At 72.0% G+C, this 15475-nt stretch carries 16 protein-coding genes; 9 read left to right on the forward strand and 7 right to left on the reverse strand.

All coding sequences use genetic code 11. The annotated features are described in order from the left end of the window. Positions 1-19: 19 nt before the first annotated feature. Both OG928_RS36630 and OG928_RS36635 read right to left on the reverse strand, forming a co-directional pair. Complete coding sequence (locus tag OG928_RS36630) at positions 20-1594, reverse strand: glycerol-3-phosphate dehydrogenase/oxidase (RefSeq protein ID WP_331766307.1); 1575 nt, start codon at positions 1592-1594, stop codon at positions 20-22. Between the two features lie 204 nt (positions 1595-1798). Continuing rightward, positions 1799-2566: an IclR family transcriptional regulator gene (locus OG928_RS36635; RefSeq protein WP_331766308.1), complete on the reverse strand. Its 768-nt coding sequence runs from the start codon at positions 2564-2566 to the stop codon at positions 1799-1801. A gap of 478 nt (positions 2567-3044) precedes the next feature. On the opposite strand from OG928_RS36635, the gene OG928_RS36640 reads away from it, so the two are divergent. The 5 genes from OG928_RS36640 (at position 3045) to OG928_RS36660 (ending at position 9249) form a co-directional block, all read left to right on the forward strand. After that, positions 3045-3755 carry an MIP/aquaporin family protein gene (locus OG928_RS36640; protein ID WP_331766309.1) on the forward strand — a complete coding sequence of 237 codons (711 nt, stop codon included), beginning with the start codon at positions 3045-3047 and terminating at the stop codon, positions 3753-3755. A 114-nt stretch (positions 3756-3869) separates the two neighbouring features. After that, complete coding sequence (gene glpK / locus OG928_RS36645) at positions 3870-5396, forward strand: glycerol kinase GlpK (RefSeq protein WP_331766310.1); 1527 nt, start codon at positions 3870-3872, stop codon at positions 5394-5396. 155 nt (positions 5397-5551) lie between these two features. Continuing rightward, entirely contained in the window at positions 5552-6730 is a 1179-nt protein-coding gene (locus OG928_RS36650; RefSeq protein WP_331766311.1) for a S8 family peptidase, read from the forward strand. A gap of 222 nt (positions 6731-6952) precedes the next feature. After that, the gene (locus tag OG928_RS36655) at positions 6953-7591 is read left to right on the forward strand and encodes a TetR/AcrR family transcriptional regulator (RefSeq protein WP_331766312.1); all 639 of its coding nucleotides are present in this window, start codon (positions 6953-6955) and stop codon (positions 7589-7591) included. Next, positions 7588-9249: an FAD-binding dehydrogenase gene (locus OG928_RS36660; RefSeq protein WP_331766313.1), complete on the forward strand. Its 1662-nt coding sequence runs from the start codon at positions 7588-7590 to the stop codon at positions 9247-9249. The genes OG928_RS36655 and OG928_RS36660 overlap by 4 nt, the downstream gene beginning before the upstream one ends. Positions 9250-9262: 13 nt before the next feature. Here OG928_RS36660 and OG928_RS36665 read toward each other — a convergent pair whose 3' ends face one another. Then, entirely contained in the window at positions 9263-9901 is a 639-nt protein-coding gene (locus OG928_RS36665) for a LysE family translocator (protein ID WP_331766314.1), read from the reverse strand. 150 nt (positions 9902-10051) lie between these two features. Here OG928_RS36665 and OG928_RS36670 point away from each other — a divergent pair, with 150 nt between their 5' ends. Continuing rightward, positions 10052-10588, forward strand: a complete 537-nt coding sequence (locus OG928_RS36670; protein ID WP_331766315.1) for a GNAT family N-acetyltransferase — start codon at positions 10052-10054, stop codon at positions 10586-10588. Between the two features lie 45 nt (positions 10589-10633). On the opposite strand, the gene OG928_RS36675 is transcribed toward OG928_RS36670, so the two are convergent. After that, complete coding sequence (locus tag OG928_RS36675; protein WP_331766316.1) at positions 10634-10780, reverse strand: hypothetical protein; 147 nt, start codon at positions 10778-10780, stop codon at positions 10634-10636. 145 nt (positions 10781-10925) lie between these two features. On the opposite strand from OG928_RS36675, the gene OG928_RS36680 reads away from it, so the two are divergent. Both OG928_RS36680 and OG928_RS36685 read left to right on the forward strand, forming a co-directional pair. Further along, positions 10926-11597 (forward strand): restriction endonuclease, encoded by a 672-nt coding sequence (locus OG928_RS36680; RefSeq protein ID WP_331766317.1) that lies wholly within the window; start codon positions 10926-10928, stop codon positions 11595-11597. Positions 11598-11805: 208 nt separating this feature from the next. Next, a complete protein-coding gene (locus OG928_RS36685) occupies positions 11806-12069 on the forward strand; it encodes a DUF4873 domain-containing protein (RefSeq protein WP_331766318.1) in 264 nt (87 codons plus the stop codon). Between the two features lie 144 nt (positions 12070-12213). Here the strand turns inward: OG928_RS36685 and OG928_RS36690 are convergent, their stop codons facing one another. From OG928_RS36690 to OG928_RS36700, 3 genes are all read right to left on the reverse strand, one after another. After that, positions 12214-12660, reverse strand: coding sequence for a TIGR03086 family metal-binding protein (locus OG928_RS36690; protein WP_331766319.1), 447 nt, complete (start codon positions 12658-12660; stop codon positions 12214-12216). Between the two features lie 241 nt (positions 12661-12901). After that, entirely contained in the window at positions 12902-13207 is a 306-nt protein-coding gene (locus OG928_RS36695) for a cupin domain-containing protein (RefSeq protein ID WP_331766320.1), read from the reverse strand. A 165-nt stretch (positions 13208-13372) separates the two neighbouring features. After that, positions 13373-14020: a GNAT family N-acetyltransferase gene (locus OG928_RS36700; protein ID WP_331766321.1), complete on the reverse strand. Its 648-nt coding sequence runs from the start codon at positions 14018-14020 to the stop codon at positions 13373-13375. Positions 14021-14495: 475 nt separating this feature from the next. On the opposite strand from OG928_RS36700, the gene OG928_RS36705 reads away from it, so the two are divergent. Continuing rightward, positions 14496-15377 carry an SAM-dependent methyltransferase gene (locus tag OG928_RS36705; RefSeq protein WP_331766322.1) on the forward strand — a complete coding sequence of 294 codons (882 nt, stop codon included), beginning with the start codon at positions 14496-14498 and terminating at the stop codon, positions 15375-15377. Positions 15378-15475 lie beyond the last annotated feature (98 nt).

Raw genomic sequence — 15475 nt, forward strand, 5'->3', positions numbered from 1 at the left:
GCCGCCGGTGGTGGCTTCGTCAGCGGGGCCCGTCACCGAGCAGGGCCGCCACCCGCGCCCGCACCTCGGGGGTGTCGAGGCCGCGGATGGTCGTCGTCGTGCGGCGGCGCAGCACGTCGTCGGCGGTGACAGCCCACTCGTGGTCGCGCGCGTAGACGACCTGCGCCCAGATGTCCGGCCCGTCCGGGTGCACGCGCTCGCCCAGGGCGCGGTCCTCGCGCACCAGGGCCGCGACGTCGTAGGCCAGGTTGCCGTAGTGCGACGCGAGGTTGCGGGCCACGGCCGCGTCGATGCCGTCCTCGCCCGGCTCCTCGGTCATCAGGCGGTGGGCGACCGCCTCCGGGTTCGCCGAGCCCGGGAGCGCCACCGTGCGCAGCGGCGTCGCCATGTCCGTCTCCAGTGCCACCGCGCCGGCCTTGGCCAGCTTCTCCATGACGGTGCGGCCGATGTGGCGGTAGGTGGTCCACTTGCCGCCCGCGACCGAGAGCATGCCCCCGCGGCCCTCGGAGACGACCGTCTCGCGCTTGGCCTCGCTGGTGGCCCCCGCTCCGCCCGGGAGCACCCGAAGGCCGGCGAAGGCGTACGTGATGTCCTCGCGGCGGACCTGGGAGGTCTCGACGGCGTGGCCGGCCTCGTCCAGGATCTGCGTGATGTCGGCCTCGCTCGGCGAGACCTCGGCGGGGTCGCCTTCGTACGCGTCGTCGGTGGTGCCGAGCAGCAGGTGGTCCTCCCACGGGATGGCGAAGGAGACGCGGTACTTGTCGATCGGGATGGTCAGCGCCGCGCGCCAGGGCTGGTGTTGGCGCAGGACGAGGTGGACGCCCTTGGACAGCCGGATGCTGGGGGCGGCCGAGGGGTCCTCCATCCGTCGCAGGTGGTCCACCCACGGGCCGGTGGCGTTGAGGACCACGCGCGCGTCGACGCCGAACTCGGTGCCGTCGAGGCGGTCGCGCAGGTCCGCTCCGGTGACCCGCCCGGCGGCGTCCTTGCGCAGGCCGACCACCTCGGCGTGGTTGAGCACGACGGCGCCGGAGTCGACGGCGGCGCGCACGGTGGTGACCGCGACGCGGCTGTCGTTCATCTGGTGGTCGCCGTACACCGCGGCGCGGCGCAGCCCGTCGGTGCGCAGCGCGGGGACGAGTTCGACCGCGTTCTCGGGGCCGATCACCTTGCCCATGCCGTCGCCGAACGCCGAGAGGGCGGAGTAGAGGAAGACGCCCGCGCCGAGCTTGGCCGAGCCGTGCGGGCCGTCCTTGTACACCGGGACCAGGAAGGACAGCGGTCGGACCAGGTGCGGGGCCACGTCGCGGGCGAGGGCGCGGCGTTCGCGGTGGTTCTCGGCGACGAGCTTGAGGTTGCCGGTCTGGAGGTAGCGCAGCCCGCCGTGGACGAGTTTGGAGGACGCGGAGGAGGTCGCGCCGGCGAAGTCGCCCGCGTCCACCATGGCCACCCGCAGCCCGGTCTGGGCCGCGGTCCAGGCCACGGCCGTGCCCAGGATGCCTCCGCCGATGACGAGCAGGTCGTGGGTGCCGCGGACGAGTTCGTCGCGGCTTTGGGCGCGGACGGGGACGGTCGGACCGGGGGCGGTGCTCATCACGCGCGTCTTCTTTCCACGGGGCCGTCCATGGTGCGGGCGGCGGCGGGTTGATCGGTGCCGGTCGGGGAAAACCCCCCGCCACCATCCGACGTTCGACAATGTCGACCGTCATACGACAGTTTTCATCCCACCCGGGTCGCCGTCAAGTGACATGCCTTCCGCTTTTCGTCGCCGGCTCGCCCGAACGGGGCCGGGCCGGCGTCAGTACGGGAACGAGGCGCCCAGGTCACGCGAGATCGCCCGGGCCGCGTCGCGCACCGCGGCCACCAGCGTGGGACGGGGCGCGCCGTCCAGCACGATCCGCTCCACCGAGCCGCTGATCCCCACGGCGCCCAGCGGATTGCCGCGGCGATCGCGGATCGGCGCGGCGATCCCGGCGAGACCGAACACCGACTCCTCGACGTCGCTCGCCCAGCCGTGCTCGCGCACCGTGACGCACTCCGCGTCCAGCTCGGCCGGGTCGGTGATCGTGCGGGCGGTGAAGGCGACGGGTTCGGCCTCGGCCAACTCCGCGCGCGCGGCGGGGTCGAAGGCGACGAGCACCTTCCCCCACGCCGTGGAGTGCAGCGGCAGCATCGCCCCGATCTCCAGGACCTGCCTGCTGTCGTCGGGGCGAAAGACGTGGTGGATCACCAGGACCCCGCCCTTGTGCAGCACCCCGATGCGCACGCTCTCGCCGCTCGCGCGGGCCAGGTCGTCGGCCCACACCAGCGCCCGCGCCCGCAGTTCGTGCACGTCGAGATAGGAATTGCTCAGCCGCAACAGCTCGGCGCCGAGTTGGTACTTGCCGCTCTTGGGATCCTGTTCGACGAACCCCTCCTGGTGCAGCGTCCTGAGGATTCCGTGCGCGGTGCCCTTCGCCAGACCCAGGGTCGTGGCCACCTCGCTGAGCCCGAATCGCCGCTCTCCTCCGGCGAGCAACCGCAGGATGGCCGCCGCACGTTCGAGCGACTGGATGGGACCGGGCATACCAACTCCTCCATCGACGATCAGGTTGGCAATGTAGAACAGCGGTCGTCAATGAGCCATGGGACCCGGCCGGGCCCGCCCCGTCGGGGCAACCGCGCCCTCCGCCCCCGGCATCCCGCTCGACGCGCCGAAATCGGCATGTTTCCACGGGCACCGGCGGCCGCGCATGCGAGATCCGATGGTGACGAGTTGTTCACCGGCTCTTGACGTCGATGCAACACGCAGAGAAAACTGCCGGACAGCGGTCGTCATTGTCGAATCCCAGTCACTATCACCGAACGAGATCGGGCGGGACAACTCGCTCCCTGCCGGTCGGGCGACCGTTCTCTCGCCGTCGGACCGACAACTGCCCCGATCCGAGTGCGCACCGCCCCGTGTCTGCTGTATCCACGACCCCCGGCATCGATCCGCCGCGCCGATCCCGGCGCGGCGCGTGTCGTCCGGCGCCCACCGGCGCCATCGGAGAGAAGGGCCTGTTGTGACGAGCGACAAGATCTTCATCGGCGAGACCCTGGGCACCGCGATCCTCGTGCTCATGGGCATAGGTGTCTGCGCGGCGGTCACCCTGAACCGTTCCAAGGCGCAAAACGCCGGATGGCTGGCGATCACCTTCGGGTGGGGCTTCGCGGTGCTGGCCGGCGCGTACGCAAGCGTCTCGCTGTCCGGCGCGCACCTCAATCCGGCCGTCACCCTGGGCATCGCGGTCAAGTCCGGGCAATGGGACAAGGTGCCGGTGTACTTCGCCGGACAACTCCTGGGTGCCGTGATCGGCGCCGTACTCGCCTGGCTCACCTACCTCGGCCAGTTCCAGGAACACCACGAACCCGTGCTCGGCGTCTTCGCCACCTCTCCGGAGATCCGCAACCCCGTGCAGAACGTCGTCACCGAGACCATCGCCACCACCGTCCTGGTGATCGTGATCCTGACCCAGGGCCTCACCGACGGACTGGCGCTGTCCGGCACCGGAATCCTCATGACGGCCCTGCTCGTGGTCGGCATCGGCCTCTCGCTCGGCGGCCCCACCGGCTACGCCATCAACCCGGTCCGCGACCTCGGACCCCGCCTGGTGCACGCGGTGGTGCCCATCCCGAAGAAGGGCGGCTCCGACTGGGCCTACGCCTGGGTGCCGATCGCCGGCCCCATGCTCGGCGGGCTGGCCGCAGGCGGACTGTACCGTCTGGCCTTCTGATCCACCGCCACACCGTCGCACCGCTCCCCGCACCGTCGTTGCCGCACCCCGCACCCCGCACACACCCCACAGTCCTGAAGTCGGACTCGGAAATCGGAAATCGGAAGAGGGGCCATGCCCGACACCTACATCGCCGCGATCGACCAGGGCACCACGTCCAGCCGCTGCATCATCTTCGGCGCGGACGGGCGCATCGTCGCCGTCGACCAGCGTGAGCACCGGCAGATCTTCCCCCGCCCGGGGTGGGTCGAGCACGACGCCTCGGAGATCTGGACGGTCGTGCAGGAGGTCGTGGCAGGCGCCCTCGCGCAGGCCGGCCTCCGCAAGGAGCAGATCCGGGCGCTGGGCATCACGAACCAGCGCGAGACCACGGTGCTGTGGGATCGCCACACCGGCGAGCCCGTACACAACGCGATCGTGTGGCAGGACACCCGTACCGACGCCCTGTGCCGCGAACTCGGCGGCAATGTCGGACAGGACCGCTTCCGGGTGGAGACCGGTCTGCCGCTGGCGAGCTACTTCGCCGGCCCCAAGGCCCGCTGGCTGCTCGACAACATCGAGGGCCTGCGCGAGCGCGCCGACCGGGGCGACGTCCTCTTCGGCACCATGGAGAGCTGGGTCATCTGGAACCTCACCGGCGGCCCCGACGGCGGCGTGCACGTCACCGACGTCACCAACGCGTCGCGGACCATGCTGATGAACCTGGAGACCCTCGACTGGGACGACCGGATCCTTCGCGCGATGGACATCCCGCGTGCGATGCTCGCCGAGATCCGCTCCTCCTCGGAGGTGTACGGCACCGCGCGCGGCGCCCTGGAGGGCGTGCCCGTGGCGTCCGCGCTCGGCGACCAGCAGGCGGCCCTGTTCGGCCAGACCTGCTTCGAGGAGGGCGAGGCCAAGAGCACGTACGGCACCGGCAGCTTCCTGCTCATCAACACCGGGCCGCGGGTGGTCCAATCCCACCACGGACTGCTCAGCACCGTCGGGTACCGGCTGGGCAAGGACGCGCCGGTGTACGCGCTCGAAGGGTCCATCGCGGTCACCGGCTCGCTCGTGCAGTGGATGCGCGACCAGATGGGGCTGATCTCCACGGCCGCGGAGATCGAGACCCTGGCGCTGACCGTCGAGGACAACGGCGGCGCCTACTACGTGCCGGCCTTCTCCGGGCTCTTCGCTCCCTACTGGCGCTCGGACGCGCGCGGCGTGATCGCGGGCCTGACCGCGTACGTCAACAAGGGCCACCTGGCGCGTGCCGTCCTGGAGGCGACGGCGTGGCAGACCCGCGAGGTGGTCGACGCCATGGAACGCGATTCCGGGGTCAAGCTCGCCGCGCTCAAGGTCGACGGCGGCATGACGGCGAACAACCTGCTGATGCAGACCATCGCCGACGTGCTGGACGCCCCGGTCGCCCGGCCGTTCGTCGCCGAGACCACCGCGCTGGGCGCCGCCTACGCCGCGGGCCTGGCGGTCGGCTACTGGCCCGACCTCGACTCGCTGCGCGCGAACTGGCACCGCGCGGCCGAGTGGACCTCGCGGATGGACACCGCCACCCGCGAACGCGGATACCGCCACTGGCACAAGGCGGTCGAGCGAACCATGAACTGGGTCGAGGAGGGCGACGCCGGCACCCCGGCCGGCTGACCCGCCCGCCCCGTGTCGGCCGCGTGCCCCCGGCGCGGCCGACCGGGTGAAAGCGGTCAAGGCCGGCGGGTTCGCGGTCGAAGGGCAGGTGATGGTCCGTCCGCCATCCGTCCCGGTGGCGGGCGCCTTTGCCCGCGTCCCGGCTGGAGTACCCCATGCGACTGTTCGCGCGCTGCGCGTCCGCGGCCCTTCTCCTGATCGTGCCCCTGTGTGCCGTGCCGAACGCGGTGGCCCAGGCCGGCTCCCCCGGCCGGGCCGCCCCGGCTCCGCTGTACCGGTCGGCGCAGGCCGTGCCGGGCCAGTACATCGTCACGCTCGCGCAGGACGCCGCGCCGGACGCCGTACTCGAACAGCTCGACCTCACACCCATGTTCACCTACAGCGACGCCCTCAACGGCTTCGCGGCCGGTCTCGACCCGGACCAACTGGCGACCGTCCGGGACAACCCCGCGGTCGCGGCGGTCGAGGAGAACAGCCTCGTCTTCGCCGGCGAGATCGGCGCCGGCCCCGCCGCCACCACGAGCTGGGGCCTGGACCGGATCGACCAGCACGCCCTGCCGCTCGACGACCAATTCACCGCCACCGGAACCGGCGCGGGCACCACCGCCTACATCGTCGACACCGGCATCGATTACCCGCACAGCGAGTTCGGCGGGCGCGCCGTCCCCGGCTACGACGCCATCGGCGACGGCGGCAACGGCCAGGACTGCTCCGGGCACGGCACACACGTCGCGGGCACCGTCGGCGGCGCCACGTTCGGCGTGGCGAACAAGACGGCGCTGGTGAGCGTGCGGGTCCTCAACTGCGAGGGCAAGGGCACCGGGGCCGGGATCATCGCCGGCTTCGACTGGATCGCCAGGAACGGCACGCAACCCGCCGTCGTCAACGCCTCCTTCGGCGGCCCCGCCTCCGCCTCCGTCGACAATGCCGTCAACGCGCTGGCGGACAAGGGCTTCCTGCCCGTGGTCGCCGCCGGCAACGACGCGATCGACGCCTGCGGCGTCTCCCCCGCCCGGGCCGTCGGCGTGGTGACCGTCGGCGCGACCGACCGCAGCGACAAGGAGACCGCCTTCAGCAACCACGGCGGCTGCCTCTCGCTGTACGCGCCCGGCAGCGGGATCGTCTCGGCGCTGCTCGGCGGCGGCAGCGCCACCGGGGAGGGCACCTCCATGGCCACCCCGCACGTCACCGGAGTCGTCGCCCTCTACAAGGCCGCGAACCCCAACGCCACCCCCGCGGCCATCTCCGCGTGGCTCGCCCAACAGTCCACCAAGGACGTCCTGGACGTGAGCGCGGGCTCCCCCGACTCCCTCCTGTACACCGCCGGTCTCTGACCCCGGTGGGGCGCACCGCGGTCTCGTCCGCGGCGCGCCCCACCGGTCGGGCTCGGCCGGCCGGGACGTCGGCGAGAGCGCCGCCGCCGGCCCGCCCGGGCAGCCGACCCTCCACGTTCCCGCCCGACGGCATCCCTTGTCGATACAGGAATGCATCCGATACGTTCGTGCATCCGATACGTTCGTGCATCCGACGTTCGTGTATCGAGAGGGGTGAGGCCGATGACCGCGTCCACCACCGGGGCCGACCCCAAACGCGTCACCGTGCGGCGGGCGCAGACACGTCGGCGCCTGCTCGACGCCGCGCTCGAGGTCTTCGCCGAGGACGGCTTCGGCCGCTCCACGGTGGAGCAGATCTGCGAACACGCCGGATTCACCCGCGGCGCCTTCTACTCCAACTTCTCCTCCCTGGACGAGCTGTTCCTGGCCATGTGGGAGGAGCGCTCCGCGCGCATGCTCGCCGACATCGCCACCGCGCTCGAACAGGTCCCCGCCGCCGAGCCGCAGGAAGCACTGCGCGCCGCGCTGGCGGCGATCCCCGTCGACGACCGGTGGTACCGGGTGACGGCGGAGTTCACCGCGCACGCACTGCGCACCCCGTCGCTGCGCCGGGTGATGGCCGCGCGCGAGCAGGCGATCCTCGACACCGTCCTGCCGGTCGTGGTGGACGCGCTGCGCCGGGCCGGGCGCCGGGTCGACGACCGCACCGCACTCGGACAGGCCCTCGTCGCCGTCCACGACGGCACCACCGTGCAAGTCCTGCTCGACCCGGACAGCGCCGTCGTGCGCGAGCGCCGCGAGCAGTTGTTCTTCCGTGTCCTCGACGCCTACAGCACGCCGATCCCCCGGGAGCAGCAATGAGCGACGACGCCGACGTCATCGTGGTGGGCGCGGGCCTGGCCGGCCTGGTCGCCACGTACGAACTCACCCGCGCGGGACGCCGGGTGCTCGTCGTGGACCAGGAGAACGAGGCCAATCTGGGCGGCCAGGCGTTCTGGTCGCTCGGCGGCCTCTTCCTCGTCGACAGCCCCGAGCAGCGCCGGATGGGCATCAAGGACTCCCCCGAGCTGGCCCTGGCCGACTGGCTGGGCTCGGCGGCCTTCGACCGGGAGCGGGAGGACCACTGGCCCCGCCAATGGGCCCGGGCGTACGTCGACTTCGCGGCCGGCGAGAAGCGGCGCTACCTGCACGACCTGGGCCTTCGCCTGACACCGACGGTCGGCTGGGCCGAACGCGGTGCGGGTACGGCGACCGGGCACGGCAACTCGGTCCCGCGCTTCCACCTCACCTGGGGCACCGGCCCCGAAGTCGTCCGGGTCTTCCGTGAGCCGGTCCTCGACGCGGCCGCCCGGGGCCTGGTCACCTTCCGGTACCGGCACCGGGTCGACGAACTGATCGTGGAGAACGGTGCCGCGGTCGGCATCCGCGGCACCGTGCTCGTGCCGAGCGCCCAGCCGCGTGGCGTGGCCTCCTCCCGCGAGGCGGCCGGCGACTTCGAGCTGCGGGCGCAGGCGGTCGTCGTCACCTCCGGCGGCATCGGCGGCAACCAGGAACTCGTGCGCCGGAACTGGCCGGTGGACCGGGTCGGCCCCGCGCCGAGGTCCATGATCACGGGCGTGCCCGCCTACGTCGACGGCCGCATGCTGGAGACGGCCGAGCGCGCCGGCGCCTCGCTCGTCAACCGCGACCGGATGTGGCACTACACCGAGGGCGTCAAGAACTGGGATCCCGTCTGGCCCGACCACGCGATCCGGATCATCCCCGGCCCGTCCTCGCTGTGGCTGGACGCGACCGGACGGCGACTGCCCGCACCGCTGTTCCCCGGCCACGACACCCTCGCCACGCTGCGACACATCGTCGCCGGCGGCCACGACCACACCTGGTTCCTGCTCACCCGGGCCGTCGCGGAGAAGGAGTTCGCGCTGTCGGGCTCCGAGCAGAACCCCGACATCACCGGCAAGGACCTCAAGCTGGTGCTGTCCCGGGTGCGCAAGGGCGCGCCCGGTCCGGTGCAGGCCTTCCTGGACCACGGCGAGGACTTCGTCGTGCGCCGGACACTGCGCGAACTCGTCGACGGCATGAACGCGATCGCCCCCGACCCCGGGCTCGACTTCGCGCGAGTGGAGCGCGAAGTGGTCGCCCGCGACCGGGGAATCGACAACGCGTACACCAAGGACCTGCAGCTGATGTCGATCCGCAACGCGCGGGCGTACTGGCCCGACCGGATCACCCGGGTCGCACACCCGCACCGTTTCCTCGACCCGGCGCAGGGGCCGCTGATCGCGGTGCGGCTGCACGTCCTCACCCGCAAGACGCTCGGCGGCCTGGAGACCACGCTGGACTCCCAGGTGGTCCGACCGGACGGCACCCCGTTCGCCGGGCTGTACGCCGCCGGCGAGGTGGCGGGCTTCGGCGGCGGCGGTGTGCACGGCTACAACGCCCTGGAGGGCACGTTCCTGGGCGGCTGCATCTTCTCCGGCCGCGCGGCGGGCCGCGCCCTCGCCCGAAAGGTGGGCTGAGCCGGACGGGGCCTCAGTCCTTACGGCCGGTCGCGGCGACGGTGACGCCGAGGCCGATCATCGTGAGGCCGCCGATCCCGCCGACCGTGGCGAGCCGCTGCGGCGACCGGACGAACCAGGTCCGCGTGGTGGCCGCGACCAGGCCCCAGACGCTGTCGAACGTCACCGCGATGACGTTGAAGACCAGGCCCAGCAGCAGCATCTGGGCCATCACGTGCCCCTGCCCGCGGTCGACGAACTGGGGCAGTACGGCGGCGAAGAACACGATGGTCTTGGGGTTGGCCACCCCGACGGCGAACCCTTCCCACAGCGTGCGCCAACTGCTCTGCGCGGAAGCGTCACCGGTGAACACCGCGTGCAACGACCCGCGTTGCCGCACCGCCTTGACACCGAGGTACACCAGGTACGCGGCACCCACCAGCTTCAGCGCCGTGAACGCCAGCACCGACCGCTCCACGATCGACCCGACCCCGAGCGCGACGGCCACCACGAGCACATAGGCCCCGAGCGTGTTCCCCACCACCGTGATCAACGCGGCCCGGCGCCCCTGCCCCAACGCCCGCCCGATCACGAACAACACACTGGGGCCGGGTATCACGATCAGCAGGAACGACATCGCCGCGAACGCCAACAGTCGGTCGGTAGATACCATGACGTAGATAGAAACACGAAGATCGTCCCTCGTCTACAGCCATATTTCGCGTGCGGACACCACTCCGTTCCGGGTAGGGTCCCCTTCCTCCCGGGAGCACGGGGACCCGCTGTACCCGTGGTCGCGGGCCGGATGCGAGCATGGGGCCGCATGATCGACGAAGCCGAACAGACCCAGCCCGCCGGACCCGCGCGCATCAGCCGGCTCGACCCCGCGCGGATCGACGAGGTCGCCCCGCTGTGGCGGCAGTTGCACCGACACCACCTGGGCATCGCCACCCCCGTCGAGGACCTGATGCCGCCGCTGACGCCCGAGGACTCGTGGCCTGTCCGGCGCGCACGCTACGTCGACTGGTTGGCCTCCCCCGACGGCTTCGCCCTCGTCGCCGAGCACGACGGCGAGCCCGTCGGCTACGCCATGGCGCGCGTCGTCGACGACACGCCCGGTTCCTGGACGCGGGGAGCCCGCATCGGGATCCTGGAGTCGCTCGCGATCCTGCCGGGCAGGCGCGGAGCGGGGACCGGTACCCGACTGCTGGAAGCGGTTCGGGACGAACTGCGGGCCCGAGGCATCCGGGACCTCGAACTCGCCGTGATCGCCGGCAACGAGGACGCCCTCCGCTTCTACCGCAGGCACGGCCTCGTGCCGTTCGCGACGATCATGGTCGGCTCGACCGACCCGCGATAGCTCCTCGCCGATCTCTCGCGCGGTCGTCCGGCGGATCGAGGCCGCTCAGCCGCTCGTGTCCCCCGAGGCGGCCGCGTGGGGCAGACCGAACTCGGCGGCGAACAACCGCACCAGCTGCGGCCGGAACCGCTCGGCGAGCGCGTCGGCCACCGCCGGCGGGGCCAACCGCAACGCCGCCAACAGTTCCAACATCCGGCCGAACCTCCGCTGGGACGAGGGGAGTCCGATCCTGTCACACACCACCCGAGCGGCCCGCGGAGTGTGGGCGAACGGGCCCCGCGACGACCGCAGCGTGGCCACACTGGACGCGGACACTTCGATGATCGGGGGAATCGACATGAGGGACACGCGCCCGCGCGGCTCGACGCGGGGAGGGCCGCGCTCGCCCGCCGTGCCATTGGTGGCCATCGGCACGGCCCTGGCGCCGGTCGCGGTCGCGTTCGTCGTCGGCGGCCCCTGGTGGGCGGTCGGGGTCGTGGTGGCCGGTGCGATGGCGGGGGTCGGTTGGGGACTGTGGCGTGCCCATCGGCGAGCGCGCGTCGAGGACGAGCTGTGGCGACACCAGGACGCGCTGGCGGCGGGGCGGCGGACGCTGGAGGAGGTGGATCTGCTCACCGGGACGCAGTTCGAGGAGTTGGTCGCCGATCTGTGCCGCCGGGACGGCTTCGCCGAGGTGCGCCGGGTCGGCGGTTCGGGTGACAACGGGGCGGACGTGTTGTGCCGCCTGCCCGACGGACGCCGCGCCGTCATCCAGTGCAAGAGGTACACGCCCACGCGCCGGATCGCTCCGAAGGAGGTCCGCGACCTGCTCGGTGCCAAGACGCATTTCGCGGCCGACGTCGCCGTCTTCGTCACCACGACGACGTTCACCCGACAGTCGACCGCGTTCGCCGTCGAGAACGGCATCCTCGCCATCCATCGCGACTTCTTCGGCTTGTGGAATCGAGGAACCCCGCTCGCCTCCCTCGCGGCCCTGAACGGAACCGGGCAGGGCAGGCCGCGTCGCTGATCGACGCGCGGTGCTCGGGCCGGGCGGCGGCGTCGAGGGCGGCCGGGGGGCGGTGCCCTCGTGCGCGGCCCGAGGACGAGCCGGGCCACTTCCTCCCGGCGCAGACCGGCGCCCGCCTCGGCGCGCCTCGGGCGGCCTGCGCACCACCACTCCGTCGGGCGGCGGATTCGACCTGCGGAGCTCGCGACTTCGGCGCAGTCTGGTGGACATGAGCGTGCAGGGATACGACGGTCCGGCCGTGGTGATCGCCGACGGCACCCGGGTCGCGGTCGAGGCTCGTCTGCGGCGGGTGCCCGACGGCGAGGGGTGGAGCGGTCGGTTGTGGACCGACGACGCCTCGGTCGACATCGCGGCGGTCGCGGCGGCCGAGATCCCGGTCCTGTGGGTGCGGGGCGTCGGATCGACGTTCGCGGTCGAGCGGATCCTCGACGGCAACATGACGATCGCCGGGATCGGGATCCCACCGTTCTGAGCCACGGCAACCCCGGTGCCCCCGGGCCGGCCGGCGGGATGATCTCCAGCGCCGAGGACCTCACCCGATTCCTGCGCGCCCTCCTGACCGGACGCGGGTACCTCCGGAGCAAGCGGCTTGCGAACCCGGCAGCGGCCGGCGCGGTCAGTCGCCGGGTTTCCACAGCGGGTCGCGGCCCGCCAGACCCAGCACGCGGTCGAAGAGCGGGGCGGTCTCCGGCACACCGACCTCGGGGCCGAACACGTGGTACTTCCTGGCCGTCTCGGCCTTGCCGGCGACGTCCTCGTACAACACCCCCGCCAATTCGTCGTCCACGGTCAGCGTCTGCCCGGTGGCCACGGCCAGGTCCCAGCCGTGCAGCAGCCACTCGCCCAGCACGATCCCGCCGACGAGCCCGGCCGGCATCGGCCCGCCGCCCGTCATCGAGGTCTCCCCGGTCCAGGCCCGCGGATCACTCCAGACGGCGGCGGTCGCCGCCGACCTGGCGGCATACGCCTGGGCCCAGCCGGGCTCCGCGGTGAAGTCGTGACCGTCCGCCACGTCCTCCGGCGGCTGCTTGAGTCCCGCGGTGTGCCCTCGTACGCCGGTCACGACAATGCGTCACAGTCCACCCGTACACCGCAACCCGGGCCTACTCGTCGCGACGGGCACCGCCCGCGACCGGGACGTGACGAGACCCGACCACCGCAGCCGCCACGAGCACCACGCCGCCATCGCGGCCCGGACGCCGGCACAACGCCAGGGCCGGGCCGAGGACCGACTTCGCTTCGGACCACCCGCTCACCTGCACCCGAAATGAGTACCCGGCCGGTCGAGTCCGCCCGAAGAGCCCTTACTTCTCGGGCAGTTCCACGATCACCAACGTGCCGCTGCTTCCGGGACGGACCGCGTGTGCGGCTCCCGCCGGCACCACGTACAGCTCGCCCGCCCGCACCGACACCGGCATGCCATCCACCTCCATCTCCAGCCGGCCATCGAGGACCAGCAGCGCCTCGGCGGCATCATGGCTCTCCGCCTGGACCGACGACTCGTCCATGCGCAGCACCTGCACGCAGCCCGCCCCCACCGAACCCAGCCGGTGGGCTATCCACGCCTCCGGCAGACCGGCCGCCGTCTCCGCAAGGTTGATCGCACTCATGGCACACCCCTCCTCACGGACCCGGTCGATCATGCCGAACGGGCCCGTACCTGAAGCTCAACGGATGCCTTGAAAGCTAACCGACCAGGAAAGACAAGTGGTCGACCGTTTGGCAAAAGCCTGTCGCCGGGCACAGAGCGAAGCCGACCCCCTCCCACGCACGCCTCAGGACGCGATGAGCAGGGCCTCCGCGCCGACCGGCCGATACCCGGCGGCCTGGAACGCGCGGATGCTGCGCGCGTTGCCAGTGGCCTGTTGGGACCAGATCGGTCCCCCGTCGGGCACCAGATGCCGGGCGGCCGTCGCCAGTGCCCGGCCCAGGCCCCGATGGCGTACCTCCTGGTCCACCTCGATCGCCGTCTCCCAGCGCCCCGCGATCCCCCGGCCGAGGACGAGCACCCCGCCGTCGGCCGCCCATACGCGCACGTCGTCACGGCGCTTGCGGGCTCGCGTCACGCGGGGGTGGTCCGGGTCCGCGATCTCGCGTAGTTCCAGGGGAGGTTCACCCGGCAGGGCGTCGGCGACCGTCAACAGGTCGATGGTGTCGACCGATCGGCCGGTGCGGTCCAACAACGCCGCCAGGAAGCGCGGGTTCATGGTGGCGGCCAACTCGTCGCAATCGATGGCCGCCAACGTCCCGCGCACCCACGCGGGGTCCTCGTCCGTGAACACCACGGAGTGCGCGGTGAACGCGACGACTCCGGCGTCGCGCCGGCTCGGCTGCGGCACCACGGTCGTCGTCCCGTCCGGCGGCGGGAACCGGCCGCCGGCCGCCGCGTCCAGGATCTGCGCCAGAGTCCGGCTCGTACCCACATCTCTCCTCGGCTGGTGTCGCCTGTCGCCCCGTTCGTGATCACGCTGCCACACGCGTGCGCGGTCGCGGCGATCGGGGATCCGACCCGACGCCCGCGCGACGGCGCTTGCGGTAGGCCACGGTCAGCACGGCCGGCAACGGCCAGCAACGGCCCCACAGGATCAGTGGCGCGTAGCAGAGGTACGTTCGGTATCGAAGATCGCAGCCGCAAGGGTCGTCGAGGATCGCTCGGCGGGCTGAACTGGGCTACGCCGCACGGCTCATGGGCCGGCGCGACCGAAGGATGACGGCCGGCCGCGGCGACGGCCGGAGGTCGCGCGTCGGACACCGACTGGGCCAACACCGGTGGCACCCGCACCGGTGGCCTCCGCATCGGTGTCGTCGTCACCGGTGTCGTCATCACCGGGACCGCGCGCCCCCGGGGACAGTAGGGTCGGCTGACCCATGGAATCGGTTGTGCGGAGGCTTGAGAACGTGACGTCCATACCGAGCAACGACGCGGGCACCGGCGACGAGGACACCTGGCGGCTGCCCCGTCTGGACGAGGTCGACGCGGATTCCGTCCCGACCCACATCGACACGAGCATCCCGCACACCGCCCGCATCTACGACTATCTGCTCGGCGGCAAGAGCAACTTCGCGGTCGACCGCGCGGCGGCCGAGCACATCCTCGGCGCGATCCCGGATCTGGCCACCACGCTGCGGCTCAACCGGCTCTTCCTCCAGCGCAGCGTCCGCTACGCCGCGCGACGCGGCATCCGTCAGTTCCTGGACGTCGGTACGGGCATTCCCGCCGCCGGGAACACCCACGAGGCCGCGCACGAGATCGCGCCGGACGCGCGGGTGGCGTACGTCGACAACGACCCGATCGTGCTCGTGCACGGGCGGGCGCTGATGACCGACCACGGGCCCGGGCAGACCACGTTCACCCAGGCCGACCTGCGCGACCCGAAGGCGATCCTGACCGCGCCCGAGGTGCTGAAGGTGATCGACTTCGCGGAGCCGATCGCGCTGATGCTCGTGGCGATCCTGCATTTCATCAAGGACGAGGAGAACCCGGGAGAGATCGTCGCGACGCTGCGCGACGCGCTCCCGCCGGGCAGCATGCTCATCCTGTCGCACGCCTCCTACGACTCCGACCCCGCGCGCGGGCAGGCGGGTGCCGCCGGCTGGAAGAACGCCTCGGCCGAGATGACGATGCGCAGCTACGACCGCGTACTGGCCTTCTTCGAAGGCTTCGAGCTGATCGAACCGCCCGGCATCCGCCCACACTGGAATCCGGACGGCGAGCCCGAGACCCCGTTGGACGCGGTCGAGAACGTCTGGGGCTACGGCGGGGTCGGCATCAAGCGCTGAGCGGCCGACGGTCGTCGAACCACGCCGAGACCGGGGCCGGGCCCGGGACCGGGACCGGGGCCGATTCCGGTCCTCGGGCCCGTTGTCCGCCCCTCCGC

This window comes from Embleya sp. NBC_00896 (assembly GCF_045207785.1).
Taxonomy (GTDB): domain Bacteria; phylum Actinomycetota; class Actinomycetes; order Streptomycetales; family Streptomycetaceae; genus Embleya.